The organism is Roseicyclus sp. (genome assembly GCF_965662675.1).
Classification (GTDB): domain Bacteria; phylum Pseudomonadota; class Alphaproteobacteria; order Rhodobacterales; family Rhodobacteraceae; genus Roseicyclus.
The window spans coordinates 24,071-45,886 of the sequence record NZ_CBFIIK010000010.1; the positions used below are offsets into that span (position 1 = coordinate 24,071).

General features: G+C 64.4%; 22 protein-coding genes. 11 read left to right on the forward strand and 11 right to left on the reverse strand.

Annotated elements, in window-relative coordinates:
• Nucleotides 1–54 precede the first annotated feature (54 nt).
• The 8 genes from ACTG4J_RS03645 to ACTG4J_RS03680 form a co-directional block, all read right to left on the reverse strand.
• Nucleotides 55–837, reverse strand: coding sequence for a crotonase/enoyl-CoA hydratase family protein (locus ACTG4J_RS03645; protein WP_439137194.1), 783 nt, complete (start codon nt 835–837; stop codon nt 55–57).
• Complete coding sequence (locus ACTG4J_RS03650) at nt 821–1,681, reverse strand: hydroxymethylglutaryl-CoA lyase (RefSeq protein ID WP_439137196.1); 861 nt, start codon at nt 1,679–1,681, stop codon at nt 821–823. Before ACTG4J_RS03650 ends, ACTG4J_RS03645 begins: the two co-directional genes overlap by 17 nt.
• The gene (locus ACTG4J_RS03655) at nt 1,674–2,336 is read right to left on the reverse strand and encodes a glutathione S-transferase family protein (RefSeq protein WP_439137197.1); all 663 of its coding nucleotides are present in this window, start codon (nt 2,334–2,336) and stop codon (nt 1,674–1,676) included. Before ACTG4J_RS03655 ends, ACTG4J_RS03650 begins: the two co-directional genes overlap by 8 nt.
• Entirely contained in the window at nt 2,333–4,276 is a 1,944-nt protein-coding gene (locus tag ACTG4J_RS03660) for a biotin carboxylase N-terminal domain-containing protein (protein ID WP_439137199.1), read from the reverse strand. Before ACTG4J_RS03660 ends, ACTG4J_RS03655 begins: the two co-directional genes overlap by 4 nt.
• Nucleotides 4,276–4,695: an ASCH domain-containing protein gene (locus ACTG4J_RS03665; protein WP_439137201.1), complete on the reverse strand. Its 420-nt coding sequence runs from the start codon at nt 4,693–4,695 to the stop codon at nt 4,276–4,278. The genes ACTG4J_RS03660 and ACTG4J_RS03665 overlap by 1 nt, the downstream gene beginning before the upstream one ends.
• 75 nt (nt 4,696–4,770) lie before the next feature.
• Entirely contained in the window at nt 4,771–6,381 is a 1,611-nt protein-coding gene (locus ACTG4J_RS03670) for a carboxyl transferase domain-containing protein (protein ID WP_439137202.1), read from the reverse strand.
• A gap of 49 nt (nt 6,382–6,430) precedes the next feature.
• Nucleotides 6,431–6,712: a hypothetical protein gene (locus ACTG4J_RS03675; RefSeq protein WP_439137203.1), complete on the reverse strand. Its 282-nt coding sequence runs from the start codon at nt 6,710–6,712 to the stop codon at nt 6,431–6,433.
• A gap of 9 nt (nt 6,713–6,721) precedes the next feature.
• Complete coding sequence (locus ACTG4J_RS03680) at nt 6,722–7,885, reverse strand: acyl-CoA dehydrogenase family protein (RefSeq protein ID WP_439137205.1); 1,164 nt, start codon at nt 7,883–7,885, stop codon at nt 6,722–6,724.
• Nucleotides 7,886–8,044: 159 nt separating this feature from the next.
• Between ACTG4J_RS03680 and ACTG4J_RS03685 the strand changes: the two genes are divergently transcribed.
• The 10 genes from ACTG4J_RS03685 (at nt 8,045) to ACTG4J_RS03730 (ending at nt 17,540) form a co-directional block, all read left to right on the forward strand.
• Nucleotides 8,045–8,494: a TerB family tellurite resistance protein gene (locus ACTG4J_RS03685; RefSeq protein ID WP_439137207.1), complete on the forward strand. Its 450-nt coding sequence runs from the start codon at nt 8,045–8,047 to the stop codon at nt 8,492–8,494.
• A 26-nt stretch (nt 8,495–8,520) separates the two neighbouring features.
• Complete coding sequence (locus tag ACTG4J_RS03690) at nt 8,521–9,228, forward strand: phosphate/phosphite/phosphonate ABC transporter substrate-binding protein (protein ID WP_439137209.1); 708 nt, start codon at nt 8,521–8,523, stop codon at nt 9,226–9,228.
• 120 nt (nt 9,229–9,348) lie between these two features.
• Complete coding sequence (locus ACTG4J_RS03695) at nt 9,349–10,137, forward strand: ABC transporter ATP-binding protein (protein ID WP_439137211.1); 789 nt, start codon at nt 9,349–9,351, stop codon at nt 10,135–10,137.
• A 39-nt stretch (nt 10,138–10,176) separates the two neighbouring features.
• On the forward strand, nt 10,177–10,896 hold the full coding sequence (locus ACTG4J_RS03700; protein ID WP_439137212.1) for a transporter substrate-binding domain-containing protein: 720 nt from the start codon (nt 10,177–10,179) through the stop codon (nt 10,894–10,896).
• A 152-nt stretch (nt 10,897–11,048) separates the two neighbouring features.
• Nucleotides 11,049–11,930, forward strand: coding sequence for an ABC transporter permease (locus ACTG4J_RS03705; protein ID WP_439137214.1), 882 nt, complete (start codon nt 11,049–11,051; stop codon nt 11,928–11,930).
• Complete coding sequence (locus ACTG4J_RS03710; RefSeq protein WP_439137216.1) at nt 11,927–12,766, forward strand: ABC transporter permease; 840 nt, start codon at nt 11,927–11,929, stop codon at nt 12,764–12,766. Before ACTG4J_RS03705 ends, ACTG4J_RS03710 begins: the two co-directional genes overlap by 4 nt.
• Before the next feature lie 67 nt (nt 12,767–12,833).
• Entirely contained in the window at nt 12,834–13,544 is a 711-nt protein-coding gene (locus ACTG4J_RS03715) for a type 1 glutamine amidotransferase (protein WP_439137218.1), read from the forward strand.
• Nucleotides 13,541–14,911, forward strand: coding sequence for a glutamine synthetase family protein (locus ACTG4J_RS03720; RefSeq protein ID WP_439137219.1), 1,371 nt, complete (start codon nt 13,541–13,543; stop codon nt 14,909–14,911). Before ACTG4J_RS03715 ends, ACTG4J_RS03720 begins: the two co-directional genes overlap by 4 nt.
• Nucleotides 14,908–16,209, forward strand: coding sequence for an NAD(P)/FAD-dependent oxidoreductase (locus ACTG4J_RS03725; protein WP_439137220.1), 1,302 nt, complete (start codon nt 14,908–14,910; stop codon nt 16,207–16,209). Before ACTG4J_RS03720 ends, ACTG4J_RS03725 begins: the two co-directional genes overlap by 4 nt.
• 107 nt (nt 16,210–16,316) lie before the next feature.
• Nucleotides 16,317–17,540, forward strand: a complete 1,224-nt coding sequence (locus tag ACTG4J_RS03730) for a DegT/DnrJ/EryC1/StrS family aminotransferase (protein ID WP_439137221.1) — start codon at nt 16,317–16,319, stop codon at nt 17,538–17,540.
• Between the two features lie 98 nt (nt 17,541–17,638).
• On the opposite strand, the gene xseA is transcribed toward ACTG4J_RS03730, so the two are convergent.
• Nucleotides 17,639–19,210, reverse strand: coding sequence for an exodeoxyribonuclease VII large subunit (gene xseA / locus ACTG4J_RS03735; RefSeq protein WP_439137223.1), 1,572 nt, complete (start codon nt 19,208–19,210; stop codon nt 17,639–17,641).
• Nucleotides 19,211–19,289: 79 nt separating this feature from the next.
• Between xseA and purD the strand changes: the two genes are divergently transcribed.
• Nucleotides 19,290–20,552: a phosphoribosylamine--glycine ligase gene (purD, locus tag ACTG4J_RS03740; protein ID WP_439137232.1), complete on the forward strand. Its 1,263-nt coding sequence runs from the start codon at nt 19,290–19,292 to the stop codon at nt 20,550–20,552.
• A gap of 43 nt (nt 20,553–20,595) precedes the next feature.
• On the opposite strand, the gene ACTG4J_RS03745 is transcribed toward purD, so the two are convergent.
• Nucleotides 20,596–21,282 carry a D-lyxose/D-mannose family sugar isomerase gene (locus tag ACTG4J_RS03745; RefSeq protein ID WP_439137224.1) on the reverse strand — a complete coding sequence of 229 codons (687 nt, stop codon included), beginning with the start codon at nt 21,280–21,282 and terminating at the stop codon, nt 20,596–20,598.
• A gap of 87 nt (nt 21,283–21,369) precedes the next feature.
• Nucleotides 21,370–21,642, reverse strand: a complete 273-nt coding sequence (locus ACTG4J_RS03750) for a glucose-6-phosphate isomerase (protein ID WP_439137225.1) — start codon at nt 21,640–21,642, stop codon at nt 21,370–21,372.
• Nucleotides 21,643–21,816: the final 174 nt, after the last annotated feature.

The window sequence follows — 21,816 nt, forward strand, 5'->3', positions numbered from 1 at the left end:
GGGGCAGCGCCCCCCGAATTTTCGTCCGAAAATTCGCACCCCCCAAACAGATGTCTATCGGACCCATCGCGCCGGGCGTTTCTCGAAAAACGCAGTGATCCCTTCGGCGCTTTCTTCGCTTTCCCATCGCGACACCAACGCGTCGATCGTCATGGCAATTCCCGCCGCGTCGATGGGCGCGGCCAGATCGGCCACCAGCTTTTTTCCCGCCGCAACAGCACCGGGTGCCGCGCGCAGATAGGGCGCGATCTCGGCGGCGATCGCCGCATCCAGGCCCGCGGCGGGGACGGCACGCGCCAATAGACCCAGCCTGACCGCCTCATCGGCATCGAACAGACGCCCTGAGAAAAACACCTCGCGCGCCCTTGCAGCCCCCATCCGGGCAACGACATAGGGGCCAATGGTGGCCGGGATCAGCCCCAGCCGCACCTCGGTCAGCCCCAATCGCGCATCTTGCGTGGCGATGGCCACATCACAGACGCTGATCAAGCCGATCCCACCACCAAAAGCCTGCCCCTGCACACGACCGATCAAGGGCTTTGGCATGGTGTCGAGCGCTGAAAGCATCTGCGCCAAAGCCGTTGCATTCTTCGCCCGGCTCGCCCCATCGGCCGCCATCTGTGCTTTCATCCAGCCCAGATCGCCCCCGGCACAAAATGACGCGCCATTCCCGGTGAGAACCACCACCCTCACCGCCGGATCGCGCCCCAAGCGACCGGCCGTTTGGGTCAAGGCGTCGATCATCTCGGCATCCATCGCGTTATGCACGGCGGGCCGGTTCAACCGCAGCCAAGCCACGCCATCGCCGTCCACATCAAGATCAAGCGTTTCCATCATGCATCCCCTTGGCCAAGCCCACCGCCGCGCCCAGCGCATCGAAATCCAGCCCCGTGTCATAGCCCCGCGCCGCAAGGTGCCGCGCGACTGCTTCCGTGGCCACATTGCCCGGCGCACCCGGCGCATAGGGGCAGCCACCCAAACCACCCACGGCCGCATCGAATACCCGAAGCCCAAGATCGAGGGCCGCATCGATATTCGCAAGTGCCCACCCCCCGGTATCATGGAAATGCCCCGCAAGGCGATCCACAGGCACTGATTGCGCCACCGCGTCGAGCATCCGCGCCACTGTCTCGGGCCGGCCCGCACCGATCGTGTCGCCAAGCGAGACCTCGTAGCACCCCATCTCCCGCATCGCCGCGGCGACACGCGCCACCTGCTCCGGTGCGATGTCCCCGGCATAGGGGCAGGCCACGACGCAGCTCACATACCCCCTCACCGGCATGCCCAAGTCCTGCGCCGCCGCGACCACCGGGGCAAAGCGGTCAAGGCTTTCGGCGATGCTGGCATTGATATTGGCCTTTGAGAACGCCTCGGACGCCGCGCCGAAAATCGCCACTTCATCGGCCTCCGCCGCCACTGCCGCCGCGAAACCCTTGAGGTTCGGCGCAAGTGCTGCGTAGCGCACCCCCGGAGCCCTTGCGATCCCGGCCATGACCTCGGCCGCATCGGCCATTTGCGGCACCCATTTGGGGCTGACGAAACTCGTCACCTCGATCCGGCGAAACCCGACACGCGACAGCGCATCGACCAGCGCGATCTTGTCGGCAGCAGGGATCAGGCGCTTTTCGTTCTGCAACCCGTCGCGCGGGCCGACCTCGAAAATCTCGACTCGCTCAGCCATCGACCGGCACCGGGTAGAAATCCTGCGCATAGAATGTCTGCGGCCCCTCGATCGCTGCAGCGGCTTGAAAAGCGGGCCGCGCCTGCAGACGCTCCCAATAGGCGCGGAGCGTCGGGTAGGGGTCCATCCGCACAAAAAAGGGTGCTGCGAACAGGTTGAAGCCCAGCATCGCATCCGCCGCAGAAAAACCCGATGGCAGCAGGTAATCGCCTTGCACCATCCCCTCGAGCGCGCGCAGCGTATCAGCAAGCCTGAGGGTATTGAGCTTGACCACCGTCGCCGATGGCCGCGCGGGCGGGCGCAAGAATAGGTGGTTAAGGTTCAACTGTTCGATCAGGCTGGCTTGCGTTTCGGCAAATCCCAATGCCTCGAGATAGCGCACCCGCTCGACATGACCCGGCGCCCGACCGAAACCAAGCGCGGGGCGCGTTTCGCACAAATATTGCAAGATCGCGGCACTTTCGAAGATCGTGATCCCATCGATTTCCAGCGCCGGGATGCGGCCCGCGGGCGAGACACCTATCAGCCCCGGCGCGCGCATCTCGGGCGCGCCGATGCGGTAACGGATGATCTCGTCAGGGGTGATGCCCATCTCCCGCAAGAGCCACATCACCCGGAACGAGCGCCCCCATGGCACGTGATGCAAGCGGATCATGCATCCTCCTCCGCCAAGTTGATCAAGGTCGCTCCGGCCGCGACCTGCGCACCGGCATCGACCAGTACCTCGGCCACGATCCCATCGCGACCGGCGACCAACACATGTTCCATCTTCATGGCCTCGAGGATGGCCAGCCTGTCGCCTTCCGCCACGCTGTCGCCAGCAGCCACGAAGACCGCCTTGACGAGCCCCGGCATCGGCGCGGCAATCCGGCCCGCCCCTTCCGTGGCGGCGCTGGCCACCGCCAAGGTGTCAACGATATCGAAACTGTAGCAATCGTCCCAGAAAACGCTCACCGTCGCCGCCGCGTTCACGATTTCGGCCGCAACCGGCGCACCGTCGATCCGCCAGCCCGTAGGCCCGCGCGCCACGAGATGTACAGCCCCCGCGACATCGACACGGCCCACCCCGCCGGGCAACAGCTCGACTGCCAACAACTGCGTCTCGCCTTCATGGCGCAGCGCCACTTGCCGCTTGAGCGGCGCCCATAGCGTGAAACCGCTGACCGGCCCCGCCACCGCGTCAAGCCCAAGCGCACCCATTGCGGCAAGCGACCATACGCGCGGGCAAGGGACGGGGGCCGCCGCGAGAGCATCGAGATCGCGCCCGATCAGCCCCGTATCGACATCGCCCACGGCAAAATCGGCATGCATGGCCAGCCTGCGCAGAAAGGACAGGTTCGTCACCGACCCCGCCACCTGCGTACCAGCCAGCGCGGCTGAGAGCTGCTGCAGCGCCACGGCGCGCGTCGGCCCATGGACGATGATCTTGGCGATCATCGGATCATACCAAGGCGATATCTCGTCGCCTGCCCTGACCCCGGTATCGGCGCGCACTGCATCGGGAAACCGCAGATGCGTCAGACGCCCCGTGGCAGGCAAAAAGCCCGCGGGCACATCCTCGGCATAAAGCCGCGCCTCGAAGGCATGGCCGGTGATCGCAAGATCCGCCTGCGCGCAAGGCAGCGCCTCGCCAGCCGCCACGCGCAACTGCCATGCCACCAGATCGACGCCGGTGATCGCCTCCGTCACCGGATGTTCGACCTGCAACCGCGTGTTCATCTCCATGAACCAGAACCCGTCCGGGCGCAGCCCGCGGGAGCCGTCGACGATGAACTCGACCGTGCCTGCACCGGCATAGCCGATCGCCTCGGCGGCCCGCACCGCCGCCTGCCCCATCGCGGCACGCATTTCCGCGGTCATGCCGGGTGCTGGCGCCTCCTCGATCACCTTCTGGTGGCGACGCTGGAGCGAGCAATCCCGCTCGAACAGATGCAGCGCGCGCGTGCCATCGCCGAAGATCTGCACCTCGATATGGCGAGGGGCATTGATGAGTTTTTCGATCAGAACAGCGTCATTGCCGAAGGCGCCGGCCGCCTCATCCTTGGCGCTCTGCAACGCGGAGGCGAAGTCTTCGGCGCGGCCGACTGAACGCATCCCCTTGCCGCCGCCGCCCGCAACGGCCTTGATCAAAACCGGGTAGCCGATGGCATCGGCGGCATTCGCCAAATGCGCGGGGTCTTGGTCGTCGCCGTGATAGCCGGGAACGACCGGCACACCGGCCTGCGCCATCAGCGCCTTGGCGGCATCTTTCAGCCCCATCGCCCGGATCGCCGCCGCCGATGGGCCGATGAACACCAGCCCCGCCGCCTCCACCGCCTCCACGAAACCCGGGTTCTCCGACAGGAACCCGTAGCCCGGATGGATCGCCTGCGCCCCCGTCGCCCGCGCCGCGGCGATGATCGTATCGCCCCTCAGGTAGCTTTCGGAGGGCTTGGGCCTGCCGATCCACACCGCCTCGTCGGCCATCGCCACATGCCGGGCGCGCGCATCCGCGTCGGAGTATACGGCCACCGTGCCCACACCCATCCTGCGGCAGGTGTCGATCACGCGGCAGGCGATCTCGCCCCGGTTCGCGATCAGGATCTTTCGGAACATCAGCGTCCCTCCCTCAGGTCCTCGACAATCTCGAACCGCTCCCAAATGAGCCACATGTCCGGGTCGAAAATGCCGAGCCCCCGATAGTAGCGCTCGTGCCCTGCGCACCAATCGGCGAGGCTCTCGTCCTCGCCCTCCATCAGCGCCATCTTCTCGGTCATGTCGCAGAAGCGCACCCGCACCAACTCCAGCGTCCTTGTCACCAGCTGCGGCACATCTTCGAAATCGAGTACGATATCGCAGCGCCCGACCACCGCCGGCGCCTCTCCCGCCGCGATCTCCGCGTCCGAGGCGCAGGTGGCGCGCTTCTTGCCCGCCCGGACCAGCGACAACAATGCGTCAGATAACGCTGCACTTTCACCAAATCGGTAGGTCTCGGCCCCCGGATAGCGCGCCTTCACCTCGGCCAATGTCACCATGTTCCCTGTTTCCCAATGATCGCTAGGGGACCCGCAGCCTTTGGCGAAGCCCCCAAGCACAAGACCTACCAGCCCTCACATCCGGAAGACGCCAAAGCGCGTCTCCTCCACCGGGGCATTGAGCGCCGCCGCCAGCGACAACCCCAGCACCTCGCGCGACTTGCGCGGATCGACCACCCCGTCATCCCACAGCCGCGCCGATGCATAAAGCGGGTGCGATTGCCGCGCGAACATCTCGATCGTGGGGCGCTTGAATTCGGCCTCGGCCTCGGCCGACCAGTCTTGGCCCGCGCGCTCCATCGCGTCGCGCTTGACGGTTGCAAGCACGCCTGCTGCCTGTGCGCCGCCCATCACGGATATGCGGCTGTTGGGCCAGGCCCACAGGAATTGTGGGGAATAGGCGCGCCCAGCCATGCCGTAATTGCCCGCCCCGAACGAGCCGCCCACCAGCATGGTGATCTTCGGCACCGCCGTGGTCGCCACCGCCGTCACCATCTTGGCCCCGTGCCGCGCGATGCCCTCGTTTTCATATTTGCGGCCGACCATGAAGCCGGTGATGTTCTGCAAGAACACCAGCGGGATCTTGCGCTGCGAACATAGCTGCACGAAATGGGCCGCCTTTTGCGCGCTTTCGGAAAACAGCACGCCGTTATTGGCCACGATCCCCACATCCATGCCCATCACTTGGGCGAACCCCGTCACGATGCTTTCGCCGAAACGGGGTTTGAATTCATCGAACCAGCTGTCGTCGACGATGCGCGCGATCACCTCGCGGATGTCATAGGGCGTGCTCAACGCGGCGGGCACGACCCCCAGCAATTCATCCGGATCATAGGCCGGATCGCGGCCCCGTAGGGTGGGTGCAATCCAAGTGCCGCCTCCGCCCTGCCCCAGCGACCGCACAGCCCGCCTTGCCAGCGCCAGCGCATGGGCATCATCCTCGGCCAGGTAATCTGCCACACCCGAGAGGCGCGTGTGCACATCGCCGCCGCCCAGATCCTCGGCGCTGACGATTTCGCCCGTGGCCGCGCGCACCAAGGGTGGCCCTGCCAGAAAGATCGTGCCTTGGTCTTTCACGATGATCGAGACATCCGACATGGCCGGCACATAGGCACCGCCCGCAGTGCATGATCCCATCACGACCGCGATCTGGGCGATGCCCGCTGCCGACATCTGCGCCTGATTGTAGAAGATCCGGCCGAAATGATCGCGGTCGGGGAAAACCTCGTCCTGATTGGGCAGGTTGGCACCGCCGCTATCGACAAGGTAGACACAAGGCAGGCGGCATTGGGCGGCGATCTCTTGGGCGCGCAGGTGCTTTTTCACGGTGATCGGAAAATAGGTGCCGCCCTTCACCGTGGCGTCGTTGCAGATCACCATGACCTGCCGCCCTTCGATCAGACCGACACCGGCGATCAGCCCGCCACAAGGGGCCGCGCCGTCGTGCAGATCATGGCCCGCCAGCGCCCCGATCTCGAGAAAGGGCGCGCCCGCATCCAGAAGATTGGCCACCCGCGCGCGCGGCAACATCTTGCCGCGTGCGACATGGCGATCACGCGCTTTTGGCCCCCCGCCATCGGCGGCCAAGGCGGCGGCCTGTGCGATCTCGTCCAAGGCGCTCAGATGGGCCGCGCGGTTGTCGCGCGCCTCCTGCGCGGTGGCGGTGAACTGCGATGTCAGGCGCATGGCGTGCCCCCCCTCTGGCGCGAGATCCTACGCTGCGCATGATGTTGCCTCATGTCTTCGGCCCCAAATCGGGCAGCGCGACCTCGCGCCCCCAGTTATCGACCGCCACGGCCCAATCGGCACGGCAGGTCACGACCAGCCGCACCCCTGCGATCGCGGCCGGGCGCGCGGCGCAATCGGTGGGCTGGCCGCCCGTTTCGGCGACATAGCGCGCGGCCTGTGCTTCGATGATCGCGGTCTCGCCGGGCGGCAGGGCGCGCAAACCCAGCCACAGGCCGAACGCCCCTGCCACGACCAGACCCGCAATCAATGGAAGGATCAGACCACGCAACACGCCCACCTATGCCATCGCCGCCATCAATTCGCGCCCGATCAGCATGCGCCGTATCTCGGAGGTGCCTGCCCCGATTTCCATCAGCTTGGCATCGCGGAACATGCGCGCGACGGGCGCATCGGCCAAAAAGCCCGCGCCCCCCATCGCCTGCACCGCCTGATGGGCCACCTTCATCCCCTCTTCGCTGGCATAAAGGACGCAAGCGGCGGCATCGGCGCGGGTGACCTCGCCCCGGTCACAGGCCTTCGCCACCTCATAGGCATAGGCACGGGCCGAATTCATCGCGGTGTACATATCGGCGATCTTGCCCTGCATCAGTTGGAAATTCCCGATGCTTTGCCCGAACTGGCGGCGCTCGACCATGTAGGGCATCACCTCGTCGAGACAGCCCGCCATAATGCCGATATTGACGCCCGAAAGCACGACGCGCTCGTAATCCAGCCCGCTCATCAAGACGCGCACACCGCGCCCCTCGTCGCCCAGCACATTCTCGAACGGCACTTCGACATCGTCGAAGATCAACTCGGCAGTGTTCGAGCCGCGCATGCCCAGCTTGTCGAAATGCGGTGAGGCGCTGAAGCCCTTCATCGTCTTTTCCACGATGAAGGCGGTGATCCCCTTGGAGCCAGCGGCCGGGTCAGTCTTGGCATAGACGACCAGCGTGTCGGCATCGGGGCCGTTCGTGATCCAATATTTCGTGCCGTTCAGAACGTAGCGATCGTTTCGTTTTTCGGCGCGCAGTTGCATGCCCACGACATCAGAGCCTGCCCCGGCCTCCGACATGGCCAGCGCGCCGATATGTTCGCCCGAGACCAGCCCGGGCAGAAATTGCGCCTTTTGCGGCGCGGTGCCGTTCAGGCGGATCTGGTTGACGCAGAGATTGGAATGCGCCCCATAGCTCAACCCGATGGAGGCTGAGGCGCGGCTGACCTCTTCGACTGCGACCAGATGGGCCAGATAGCCCATGCCCGCGCCGCCGAATTCCTCTTCGACCGTGATCCCAAGCAGGCCCAGCGCACCCATTTCGGGCCATAGCGCGTTGGGAAAGGCGTTTTCGCGATCGGTCTCGGCTGCCAGTGGCTTGATGCGCTTTTGCGCCCAAGCATGCACCATGTCGCGCAAGGCGTTGACCTCTTCGCCCAGATCGAACCGCATCGAACCAAGAAACATGGCGCCAACCCCTCCATTAATTGAACGCTTGTTCAATTCATACCGCAGCACTTGGCAAGCTGTCAAAGGATTCGCGAAAAGGCCGCTGGGGCATGATGCGCACCCAATCGGCGCCAAGGGTGCTTTCCAGCGCCGCCAAGCGGGCCTATATCGGTCACCATGATAACTGACCTGATCCGCCGCTTGACGGCCACAGACCCCGCCCCCCTGCCCAATGGCGACGCACGCCTTGCGCTGGCAGCATTGCTTGTGCGCGTGGCCCGCACCGATGGCGATTATGCCGTGATCGAACAGATGCAGATCGACCGCGCCTTGGCCCATCGCTACGCCTTGTCGGACAGCGCCGCGACTGCGCTGCGTGCTGAGGCAGAAGCGCTCGAGGCTGCCGCCCCCGATACTGTGCGCTTTACCCGCGCGATCAAGGATTGCGTGCCCTATGAGGACCGTGTGCAAGTGATCGAGGCGATGTGGTTCGTGGCCCTCGCCGATGGCACCCGCGACCATGAAGAAGACGCGCTTTTGCGCATGGTCGCGCCCATGCTCGGCGTCAATGATCGCGACAGCAACCTTGCCCGGCTGCGGGTCGAACAGACCCATTACAGCGGCTAGCCGACCCGATGATCGCGGCCCTTCCCATGTATGACCGCCCAGAGATCCGCTGGGCGAGCGATACATTCTGGGGCCATATTCGCGACGCGCTGCGCGGCATGCAGATCGCCGCCCCCGACACGCTGGTGCGCGATGGCGATCCATGGGCCATGTGGCAAGATCCGGGCTTGGTCTTGGCACAGACCTGCGGGTTACCTTTTCGAGCGCATCTGCATGACAAGGTGGCACTTGTCGCCACGCCCGATTACGACCTGCCCGGCTGCCCGCCCGGCCATTACAACTCGGTCATCATCGCGCGGCCCGGCCCGCTGCCCCATCGCCCAAGGCTCGCGATCAACGACCCGCTCAGCCAATCGGGCTGGGCGGCCCTCGCGGCATGGACCGTCGCGCACGATATCGCGTTCGGCCACGTGACGGTGACGGGGGCCCATGCCGCCTCGGCCCGCGCGGTGGCCGATGGCTTGGCGGATCTGGCCGCGATCGATGCGCAGACTTGGCGGCTATTGCTGCGCCACGCGGGGGCGGACCCGGCGTTCGAGATCGCGCGAACGCCACCCACCCCCGGCTTGCCGCTGATCACCGCCCTTGCGCACCCGCCATCTGCGGTGGCGGAAGCCGTTTCACAAGGTCTTGCACGGCTTGATCCGGCCGCGCGCGCAGCGCTCGATCTGCGCGGCATCGTGCAGATCGACAAGGCGGCCTATCTCGCGCTGCCGCTGCCGCCCGATCCTTGAGCATACACCCAAGCGATGCAAAGAAGGCAGGCATTGACCCAAGGTCAATTGCCACATCACTGTTGCAATCGCATGACGGTTAAGTGCAAATCCCACGATCAGCACGGGGAAATCGCCTGCATGCCTGCGGCAAGCGCTGCCACATTACCGGTCATCCAGATTAGCGGCCTGCACAAAAGCTTCGGGTCGCTCGAGGTTCTGCGTGGCGTCGACCTGACCGCCCATGCCGGTGAGGTGATCGCGCTCATCGGCTCATCGGGTTCGGGCAAGTCGACGCTTTTGCGCTGCGCCAACCTGCTCGAAGACAGCCAAGCGGGCGAGATCATCTTCGAGGGCGAGCCGGTCCGCTGGAAGGGCGCAGGCGCCAGCCGCCGCCCCGCCGATACCGAACAGATCCGCCGCATCCGCACCAACCTGTCGATGGTCTTCCAGCAGTTCAATCTGTGGTCGCATATGACGATCTTGCAAAATGTGATGGAGGCCCCGGTCAGCGTCCTTGGCCAACCCAAGGCCGAGGTCGAGGCCCGCGCGCGCGCCTATCTCGAGAAAGTGGGCATCGCCGACAAGGCAGATGCTTGGCCCGCACAGCTCTCGGGCGGCCAACAACAACGCGCCGCCATCGCACGCGCGCTTTGCATGGAACCGCGCGCCCTGCTCTTCGACGAACCCACCTCCGCCCTCGACCCCGAATTGGAACAAGAGGTGGTGCGCGTGATCCGCGCGCTCGCCGAAGAAGGGCGCACCATGATCCTCGTCACCCATGACATGCGCATGGCCCGCGACCTGTCGAGCCGGACGATCTTCCTGCACCAAGGCAAGATCGAAGAAGAAGGCCCGCCAGACACCCTATTCGGCGCCCCGCAATCCGCGCGCCTGCAGCAATTCCTCAGCCATTTCAAAGCGGCCTGAGGCAAGACCGACCCCAACAAAGAACCGGGAGAGACCAAGATGAAACACCTGATACTGACCGCCAGCCTTCTGGCCATCGCAGCCGGTGCTGCAAGCGCCCAAGACGTCGTGCGCATGGGCACGGAGGGCGCCTACCCTCCCTACAACTTCATCAATGACCAAGGCGAGATCGCAGGCTTCGAGCGCGATCTGGGCGACGAGATGTGCGCGCGCGCGCAGCTGACCTGTGAATGGGTCACCAATGATTGGGACAGCATCATCCCCAACCTGACGAGCGGCAATTACGACACCATCATCGCGGGCATGTCGATCACCGAGGAACGCGAGGCGATCGTCGATTTTACCCAAGCCTACTACCCGCCCGCTTCCTCGCTCTTCATGGGCATGTCCGAGGATTTCACGCTTGAGGGTGCCGTCATCGCAGCCCAGACCAACACGATCCAGGCGGGCTATATCGCTGCCTCCGGCGCGACCTTGATCGAGTTCGCCACCCCCGATGAAACCGTCGCCGCCGTCCGCAACGGCGAGGCCGACGCCGTTTTCGCCGATGGCGACTACCTTCTGCCCATCGCAGATGAAGACGCCGATCTGATGATCGTGGGCGAGCCCGTCCAGCTCGGCGGCGGTGTCGGCATGGCGCTGCGCGAGGGTGACGCGCGTCGCGAAGCCTTTGATGCCGCCATCACCGCGATGAAGGAAGACGGCTCGCTCAACGCGTTGATCCTGCAGTGGTTCGGCGAGGGCGCCGCAACCTTCTGATCCATGGGCTTGGGGGGCAGGCCATGCGCCCGCCCCCCTTTTCCGTTCCATCAAGGTTAACGCCGCCTCAATCTTTGCTTCCCAAATACTCCGGGGGGTGCGCGCAAGCGCGAAGGGGGGCAGCGCCCCCCGCGATCTGACCGAAAGAGCGCATGTTCGAGTTCTGCACCGATCCCGCGACCCTCGAGACCTTCCGTTGGTTCAGCTGCTACCTGACCAACGGCGCGCATTTCCTGTTCTACCAGTCCTTTCTCGTCGTTTTCGCGCTTTTGGCCGTGACGGCCCCTGTCTCGCTTGCCTTCGGCTTCGCGGCAGCCGCCGCATCGCGCAGCCCGATCTTGCCGGTCGCATGGCTGGGCAAGCTTTACACCGCCATGGTGCGCGGCGTGCCCGATATCGTCTTCTTCCTCTTCTTCATCCTCGTGCTCGACCAGGGCATCGAATATCTGCGCCACCAGATCGCCTGCCCCGATTGGACCGAGGATATCCGCCAAGGCGCCAATTTCCTGGTTTGCCCCGAAGCACGCACCCCATCGAGCAACGCGCCCCAATGGGTGCATGAGCTTTACGGCTTCGGCTTGGCGGTCTTCACCTATGCCATCGTCTTTGGCGCCTTTTGCGGCAATGTGCTTTACGGCGCGATGCGCGCGGTCCCCCATGCGCAGCTGGAAACCGCTGCCGCCTATGGCATGTCGCGCGGGCAAGTGTTCTGGCGCATCCTCGTGCCGCAGATGTGGATCTATGCCCTGCCGGGGTTGAGCAATATCTGGCTGATCTTGATCAAGGCCACGCCGCTATTGTTCCTTTTGGGGATCGAGGACATCGTCTATTGGGCGCGTGAACTGGGCGGCTCGCGCAATTCGGCCTACCAATACCCCCACCCCGACTGGCGGTTTTGGTATTTCCTGGCGCTGTTGGTCTTTTACCTCTTGCTGACGCGGGTGTCCGAGATCGGGCTGGCGCGCTTGACCGTGCGATTGTCGCGCGGACAGGCGACAGCGGCGGGCGAGGCGTTCCGAAAGGCCACGACATGATCTGCGCAGAGGCGCTGGAACAATATGGGCTGCGCGCGCTTGGGATCGGCGAGCGGCTTTTGCCGCAGGCTGATATCAGCTTGTGCCAACAATTCGTGCTGATCGGCTCGGGCATGATGTGGAATGTTTATTTTGGCATTCTGGCGCTCAGTTTCGGCTTTTTCTTCGCCGTGGCGCTGGCCGTGGCCAAGGCCCAGCCCAGCCGCCTGATCCGCAAGCCCGCCGAATGGTTCATTTTCATCTTCCGAGGCTCGCCACTCTTCATTCAATTCTTCATGGCCTATGAAGCTTTCGTGATGCTGCCGCGTGTGGGCATCGAATTCACGCTGTTGGGGGTCGAGATCGCGGCAGAAACCCGTTGGTTCGCGCGTGCGTGGCTGGGCGCGCTGATCGTGCTTTTCCTCAACACATCCGCCTATTCGGCCGAGATTTTCTACGGCGCGCTCAGGAATGTGCCGAAGGGCGATCTGGAAGCCGCCGATGCCTATGGTCTGTCGGGCTGGAAACGCTTTCGGCGCATCACCTTCCCCACCACCATGCGGCTCGCTTGGCCCGCCTATACGAATGAGGCGATCTTTCTCTTCCATGCCACTGCGCTGGTGTTCTTCTCGTCCTTCCCCGCCTTTCAACAGCGCGGCGATGCGCTTTATTACGCCAACTACTTCGCCGACCGCACCTTCAACCCCTTCATCCCCTATCCCATCGTGGCGCTTTACTTCGTGGCGCTGACACTGGTGATCATCGCGGTGTTCGCGCTGATCAATGCGCGCCTCAATCGTCACCTGCCCAATACACAGCGCACGCGGCTGCGTATCCGGCCACAACTGATCCGCTAAGCGCGCCCCCTTGCCCGGCGACGCGGGCAGGCATAGCTTGTGGGTATTCTTTCAAAAGAGCCAAATCATGATCCTCGGCATCCTTCAGACCGGCCATGTTCCCGAACAGGTCGCAGCACGCGATGGCACCTATACCGATCTTTTCGGCAAGCTGTTCGCCAATCGCGGCTTTACCCTGCGCACATTCTCGGTGGTGGATATGGATTTTCCCTCCGGCCCGGATGATGCGGATGCATGGCTCGTCACCGGCTCGCGTCATGGCGCTTACGAGGATCACCCGTGGATCGCCCCGCTCGAGGACTTGATCCGCGATATCCGCGACCTGCAAAAGCCCATGGTGGGCATCTGCTTCGGTCACCAGATCATCGCCCAAGCCCTTGGCGGTCGGGTCGAGAAGTTCACCGGCGGCTGGTCAGCGGGCCATCGCAATTACCAGATCGGCGGGCGCGATGTCTCTCTATTTGCCTGGCACCAAGATCAGGTCGTGACCCTGCCCCCAGGCTCCAGCGTTTTGGGCGCCAACAGCTTTACCCAAAACGCCGTTTTGGCCCATGGCGCGCATATCTTGACCATTCAGCCCCACCCAGAATTTCCGCCCAGCGTAATCGATGCGCTGATCGACAACCGCCCCACCACCGTGCCGCCAGAGATGCTGGCCCAAGCGCGCGCCGATCTGGATCGCCCCGTCAACAGCGCAATGATCGGCGATTGGCTCGCCGATGTGTTGGAGGGCGCGCCCGCGACCCGCATCCCCTTTGCCCAAGAGGTGCGCGCATGAGTTCGCAATCCGTCCACGAGCTGTTGGAAAAATTGCCCGATGTTGCGCGCAGTTATCTTGAGGGGCGCGCCATCGACGAGGTGGAATGTATCGTCGCCGATCTGGCGGGCATCGCACGCGGCAAGGCCATGCCCGGTGGCAAATTCGCCCGCCAGCCCTTTTTCTACCTGCCCAATTCGATCTTTTTCCAAACCATCACCGGCGATTGGGCCGATGATGTCGCCGATGGGTTCACCGAACCCGACATGATCCTGACGCCTGATTTCTCGACCACCACACCCGCGCCTTGGACAGCCGATACCACGCTGCAGGTGATCCACGACATCAAGGATCAGGCGGGAAACCCCGTGCCCTTCGCACCGCGAAATGTGCTCAAACGGGTGGTGGAGCTTTATAACGAGATGGGCCTTGACCCCATCGTCGCCCCCGAGATGGAGTTCTACCTTGTCGCCCCCAACACCGACCCCGCCCGCGAGATCGAGCCGCCGATGGGCCGCTCGGGGCGGCGCGCGGCCGCGCGTCAGGCCTATTCCATGTCGGCAGTCGATGAATACGGCAAGGTGATCGACGATATCTATGATTTCGCCGAAGCCATGGGCCTTGAAATCGACGGGATCTTGCAAGAGGGCGGCGCGGGCCAGATCGAGTTGAACCTGCGCCATGGCGATCCGGTGAAACTTGCCGACGAGATGTTCTTTTTCAAACGCATGATCCGCGAGGCGGCGCTGCGTCATGATTGCTATGCCACCTTCATGGCTAAACCGATCGAGGGGGAACCGGGCTCGGCCATGCATATCCATCACTCGGTGGTCAGCCTGAAAACGGGCGAGAATATCTTTTCAAACCCCGATGGTACGGAAACGCCGGAATTCATGCATTTCATCGGCGGCATGCAGCGCAACATGCCCGCGGTCATCGCGCTCTTGGCGCCTTATGTGAACAGCTATCGCCGCTACGTCCCCGATTTCGCAGCCCCGATCAATCTGGAATGGGGGCGCGACAACCGCACCACGGGGCTGCGCGTGCCGGTGTCGGAGCCTTCGGCGCGGCGGGTGGAAAACCGCCTGCCCGGGATGGATTGCAACCCCTATCTAGGCATCGCCGCATCGCTGGCTTGCGGGCTGGTTGGGCTGATCGAGAAAACCGGCCCTTCCGATCCTTTCGCGGGCGATGCTTATCAATTGCAAAGCGGCGTGCCGCGGGGCTTGGGCGACGCGCTGGGGCTATTGCGCGCCAACAAGACGATCCAACGCACGCTGGGCGAAGAGTTCTGCCGCGTCTATTCAGCCGTTAAAGAGCTGGAGCATAACGAGTTCTTGCAAGTCATCTCGCCGTGGGAGCGTCAGCATCTGCTCTTGAACGTATGAACCCGCTTTATCGAAACGATACGCGCGGCGAACATGCGCCCAGCTGGTATGCCGCATCCTTGCCACCCGAACCGCTGCGCCCAGAACTGCAGGGCGCGCATCGCGCCGATGTGGTGATCATCGGGGCGGGCTACACCGGGCTTTGGGCGGCACTGACGCTGGCGCGCGCGGGCCGCAAGGTGATGCTCCTCGAGGCGCACCGCGTTGGTTTCGGTGCATCAGGGCGCAACGGCGGGCAGGTGCAATCGGGCTTCAACAAGCCGCAAAGCTGGCTTGAATCGCGCTTGGGCCAAAGCACCGCCCGCGCGCTTTGGGACATGTCAGAGGCGGCAAAGGATCAACTGCGCGATTTCTGCACAACCCATGCGCCCGAGGCGGCGTTTCGTCCCGGTCTGGCACATGGCGAATATCGCTTGGCCGATCTTGATCACCTGCGCGCCGAGGCCGATCACATGGCCCACCACTATGGCCAGGACATCACCATCATGGAGCGCGCTGCATTCGGCGCGCTGGTGAAATCGCCGCTTTATGTCGGTGGCGGCTTCGATCCTTCGGGCGGGCATCTGCACCCGCTGGCCTATGCGCGTGCCTTGGCCCGCGCGGCCGAGGCGGCGGGTGCGGTGATCTACGAGACGACCGAGGTGTTGTCGGTCACGCCCGGTGCCAAGATCGTGCTGACAACCCCCAAGGGACAGGTCACGGCAGGCCATGTCATCGTCGCGGGCAATGGCTATTTGCCCAATATCTTGCCTGCAGTGAATGCCCGCGTCATGCCGATCAACTCTTTCATCGCGGCGACCGATCCCCTGCCCGACCGTTGGCAAGATGTCTTGGCTGACGACATCGCGGTTTCCGATTCCAAATTCGTGGTGAATTACTACCGCTTCAGCGCCGAACGGCGCTTCCTGTTCGGGGGGCGGGAAAGCTATTCCATCGCCTATCCGCGCGACATCAAGACCGCACTGGTGGCGCGCATGCTGCGGCTTTTCCCGCAACTGGCGGGCGTGGGCATCACCCATGTCTGGGGCGGCGCGCTTGGCATCACCATGTCGCGCCTGCCCCATGTGGCCCAAGTCGCCCCCAACATTATCTCGGGGGCGGGGTTTTCGGGGCATGGGGTCGCGCTATCGGGCATGGCGGGGCGCGTGATGGCCCAAGCCGTGATGGGCCAAGAGGATGGGCTGACGACGCTGGCCGCTTTGCCGGTGGGGCGCTTTCCCGGTGGCGCTGGCCTGCGTGCGCCGATCCTGACGCTGGCCATGACATGGTTTGCCCTGCGCGACAGGCTGGGCGTCTGACACGCACCATATCTGTGAAGCTTTCATGACGACGCCACGACATGCTGGATTTCGCATGGCCGACAGGATAAGATTTCCCGAATAGTAGTTTTCAAAAAGGTGAAACCATGGCGCTGGCACCCAATGTCTACGACGCCGAACCGATCCCCGAATCCGCGCGTGCCGAGATCGACCGGCTGCTGCAATCGGGTGACCTTTTCCGCTACACCGCCCCCTCTGACGCGCCTGTGGCCCTGCTTGAGCGCGAATTCGCCGATCTCTTGGGCGCGAAATATGCGCTTGCCGTATCGTCATGCTCGGCGGCGATCTTTCTGTCGCTCGAAGCATTGGGCCTGACGCCGGGGGCAAGGGTCTTGATCCCGGCCTTCACCTTCGCGGCCGTGCCTTCGGCGGTGGTGCATGCGCGCCTCCAGCCCGTTCTGGTCGAGGTGGGCGAGAATTATCGCATCGACATGGGTGATTTCGAAGCCAAGCTCGATGACACGATCGAGGCCGTGATCATCAGCCATATGCGCGGTCACACCTCGGACATGGACGCCATCATGGCGCTGTGCGACGCGCGCGGTATCCCGGTGATCGAGGATGCGGCCCATTCGCTGGGCACGCTGTGGCATGGCCGCAAGATCGGGACTATCGGCAAGATCGGCTGTTTCTCCTTCCAATCCTACAAGATGATCAATGCGGGCGAGGGTGGCATCTTGATCACCGATGATGCCGATCTGGCGGCGCGCTGCGTGATCATGTCAGGCGCTTACGAGCATAACTGGAAAAAGCACAAAGGCCCCGAGGGGCAGAATGACCCGGAACTGGCGATGGCTTTTGCGCGCTGGCAAAACCAGTTGCCGCTTTACAATATGCGGCTGCAAAACTTGTCGGCGGCGGTGATCCGCCCGCAATTGCCCGAGCTTGCCCGCCGGGTGCGCGATGGGCTGGCCAATCACGACTATGTCGCGGGGCGGCTGAACGGCTCGCCTTGGCTCGATGTGCCCCCGCCCTTGGCGCCCGAGGATCGCGCGCCGGACTCGATCCAGTTCAACCTGGTGGGATTTGACACCGATGCCGACGCGCGCGCCTTTGCCACCGCTGCCGAGGCGCGCGGCGTCAAGGTGCAGATCTTCGGCCTGTCGACCGACAATGCGCGCGCCTTCTGGAACTGGCATTTCATTCCCGGCCAGACGCCCGACCTGCCGCAAACGCGTGCGATGCTGATGCGCGCCTGCGACGTGCGCCTGCCAGTGCGTTTGACAAAGCCGGAGCTGGATTTCATCGCCGATGCGCTGATTGCCGCGGCCGAGGATGTGCAGGGACAGACACGCGCCTACGGCACCTGAGCCTGTCTCGCGGGCATCATGACGGGCCCGCTCCGCAAAGCGTGGCCTGCGGGTGGCAACGGCTGCTGAGTATTTTTGAAGCAAAGATGGCCTGTGCGCTAAAAGAGCTGGCCCTGATCGGGGCCGGCTTTGGGCGGTGCGGGTTTCGGCGCGGTCTTGGGCGTGGCCCCCAAGGGGGTAACGGCCAATTTGCCATCGGCGAATTCGACCTCGAGCGCTGCATGACCACGCGCCATGGCCTCTGTCGTAACGACGGCCTTGCCCGCGCGCACCACCGCGTAGCCGCGCTTGAGCGTCTCGGTGTAGCCCAAGGTGCGATGAAGCCGGTCAAGCGCACCAAGTTGTTCACGGCGCATGGCGATGGTGTGTCCCGCCGTTCGGTCGAGGCGGCCGACCAGATCGGCCAGACGGGCGCGCGCCTCGCTCAAGCGGCGGGCCTCGCGGCTGGGATCGAGGCGGCGCATCAGCCGATCAAGATCGGTGCGGGCCTGCCGTGTTTGGGCGTTGAGTGCCGCCGGGTGGAGGCGTGCGGCCGCTTGACCAAGCCCAAGGCGTTTGCGCGCCAAGGTGCGTTCAAGCGCCGGGCCAAGCCGGGCCGCCGCCCCATCGGCACGCACACGCGCCAAGCTGCCGCGATGGCGGAGCGCCGGTGCCAGCCCCGCCGCCGCCAGATCGAGGCGCTGACGCGCTGCATCCAGCAAGCTTTCGGGGCGCGGCAAGGCGCGTGACAAATCGGCAAGGCGTTGACGCCGCGCGCCCAGCGCGCTGGTCATGGCGCGGGTCAGGATACCATCTTGTTGGCGCAGCCAATTGAGCAGGTCCATCCGCACCGGCACCGCGCGTTCGGCCGCCGCAGTGGGCGTAGGCGCGCGGTGATCGGCGGCATGGTCGATCAGCGTGGTATCGGTTTCGTGGCCCACCGCCGAGATCAACGGGATCGCGCTTTCAGCGGCGGCGCGCACCACGATTTCCTCGTTGAAGCCCCACAAATCCTCAAGGCTACCGCCGCCACGCGCCACGATGATCAGATCGGGGCGCGCGATCGGACCGCCGGGGGTGATCGCGTTGAAGCCCCGGATCGCGCGGGCGACCTCAGGCGCGCAATTGGCGCCTTGTACGGCCACGGGCCAGATCAGCACATGACGCGGAAAGCGGTCGCGCAACCGATGCAGGATATCGCGGATCACCGCGCCCGAAGGCGAGGTGACGACACCGATCACACCGGGCAAAAAGGGCAGCGGTTTCTTGCGGGCCGGATCGAACAGCCCCTCGGTCGCCAGCATCAACCGCCGCTTTTCGAGCATGGCCATCAGCGCACCCGCGCCCGCGGGGCGCAGATCCTCGATCACCATCTGGTATTTCGACTGACCGGGGAAGGTCGTCAGGCGGCCCGTCACGATCACCTCCATCCCCTCTTCGGGCGGATGGGTCAGGCGGGCGGCGGTGCCTTTCCAGATCACGGCGGCAAGAACGCTGCGATCATCCTTGAGATCGAGATAGACATGGCCCGAGCGCGGCAAGGATAGGCGGCCCACCTCGCCGCGCACGCGGATATGAGAAAAACCGCCCTCGATCGTGCGCTTCACCGCGCCCGAGATTTCCGAAACCGTGAATTCCGGGGCATTGCCGGGGTTGGGGCCCGGACCGTCGCCCTCGATCAGATCATCCATGCTTTGCCCGGCTCCGCTGGTTGTGTCGCCCCGAAAGGCCCGCTATTGCACCCCCATCCTAGCAAGCGGAGCGGTGGAATTGAACATCCTGATCCTCGGTGGTGGCGGGCGCGAACATGCGCTGGCTTGGGCGGTGCTGCAAAACCCGAAATGTGACCGTTTGATCGTGGCACCGGGCAATGCCGGGATCGACAAGATCGCGGAATGCGCGGCGCTTGATGTCGAGGATGGCGAAGCGGTGGTCGGCTTCGCTGTCGAGGAATCGATCGATTTCGTGATCATCGGCCCCGAGGCACCGCTGGCCGCAGGCGTGGCCGATGCACTGGCGGCCGCTGGCGTACTGGTGTTCGGCCCCTCGCGGGAGGCGGCACGGCTCGAGGCATCGAAGACCTTCACCAAAGAGATTTGCGACGCCTGTGCTGCGCCCACCGCAGGCTGGGCGCGCTTTACCGATGCGCAAGCCGCGCGCGCCCATGTCACCGCGCATGGTGCGCCCATCGTGATCAAGGCCGATGGTCTGGCCGCAGGCAAGGGCGTTGTCGTGGCTCAAACCATCGCCGAGGCACATGACGCGATCACCGACATGTTCGGCGGTGCCTTCGGCGCGGCCGGCGCCGAAGTTGTGATCGAAGAGTTCATGACAGGCGAAGAGGCCTCGTTCTTCGTGCTGAGCGATGGACAAACCGTTCTGCCCATCGGCACCGCGCAAGACCACAAACGCATCGGCGATGGCGACACCGGGCCCAATACCGGTGGCATGGGGGCCTATTCGCCCGCGCCGATCCTGTCGGATGCCGTGGCCCAGCTGGCACTGGACCAGATCGTCAAACCCACCATCGCCGAGATGGCGCGGCGCGGCACGCCCTATCGCGGTGTGCTTTACGCCGGGCTGATGATCGAGAACGGCCAACCCCGGCTGGTGGAATACAATGCGCGCTTCGGCGACCCGGAATGTCAGGTCTTGATGATGCGCTTGGGGGGCCAAGCGCTCGACCTGATGCTGGCCTGCGCCGAGGGACGGCTGGCCGAGATGGCGGTGAATTGGGCCGATGATCACGCCATGACCGTTGTGATGGCGGCCAAGGGCTATCCGGGTAGCTATGCCAAGGGCAGCGTGATCGGCGGGCTCGACGCCTTGCCGGAGGATTCCCACAACATGGTTTTCCACGCAGGGACAAAGGCCGAGGGCGGTACGATCCGGGCCAATGGTGGGCGGGTGCTGAACGTCACCGCGCGCGGTGCGACGCTGGCCGAGGCGCGCGCGCGCGCCTACGGGATGGTCGAACGGATCGACTGGCCCGATGGGGTCTATCGGCGCGATATCGGCTGGCGGGCGCTCTGACACGTGGCAAGCCGCGCCTGCGCGCGCAGCGCAGGGTGCCAGTTCAGGCCAGCCATGTCCCGTAATCCGACACCAACAGATGCGTCGGCGCCTCATCCTCGTCGATGGCGGCGAAGCGGCCGATGGGGTCACGGAACCAGTTGTCGGTCTCGTCATCATTGACGGTCGAGACCTCGCCGATCAGCACATCGCCGCCTTCGCCCCAGAAAGCATGCCAATCGCAGGGCATCAGCGTGACGCTTTCGCCCGGGGCAAGCATCAACACCTCGCCCGGGGCGTAATCGCGCGCGATCCCGTCACAGATCACGCGCCCGCCCGCCTGCGGGTCGAACGCCCCATCCGGGGCCGAGCCGTAAAGCTCCACCGCCAAGCTTGCGCCGCCGCGATTGATGATGTCCTCGGCCTTGAGATAGTGGCGATGCATCGGCGAAAGCTGATCTTGCTTGGAGATCAACAGTTTCTCGGCGTAACACATGCCGCCGCCGCGTTGCAGATCGGCCAAGCGCCCGTTGCGGAGCGTGAACAGGAACAGGCCCATCTCATCATAGCGGCCCTGCCCGTAATCGGTGATGTCCCAGCCCATGCGCCCCGCGATCAGGGCCGCGGCGGCCTCACGGTTGGTGCGCATCTGCTCGGGTGTCCAATAGGCGAAGGGCGGCAGGACAAAACCGAAGGTGCGGATGAATTCATCCGCCTCGGCCATGATCGCGTTAATGGTGGATCGTTTCATCCGCGGCGTCCCTCTCTCGATGCTGGTCTTGACCTGCACCGAGTCGCGGCGGGAACTCAACCCCGCCGCGCGCCGATCTTCAGCGCCTCAGCGGCAGGGCGCCACGAAATAGCCGCCGCGCCCGTCAGCATAGGCACATTCATTGGTCGTCTGGTTCTGTGCCACCACTGAACCGGCCGCAGCGCCACCGATCACGGCAAGCGCTGTCCATTGCGGATTGGCATCGGTCAACTCGGCCACGGCGAGCCCCGCAGCGCCGCCCAAAACCGCGCCCAGCGCGGCCTGATTTTGTGGTGTGGGCTGGCAGGCAGAGAGCAAAACGACGGCCGAGATCAGGGCCGCGCCAAACTTGAGACGCATATCTTCATCCTTCCTGTGCATCGGCCGTGGCCGATGGCATGACACAATAAACGGGATGATTTTAACAACAAAGCCCGCCGCGCCATAGGCGCGACGGGCTTTGAAATCGAGTAACCGGCGGATTTATGCCGCGCGGGCGGTCAAGACATCATCGACCTGCTTTTGCGCGCCGGC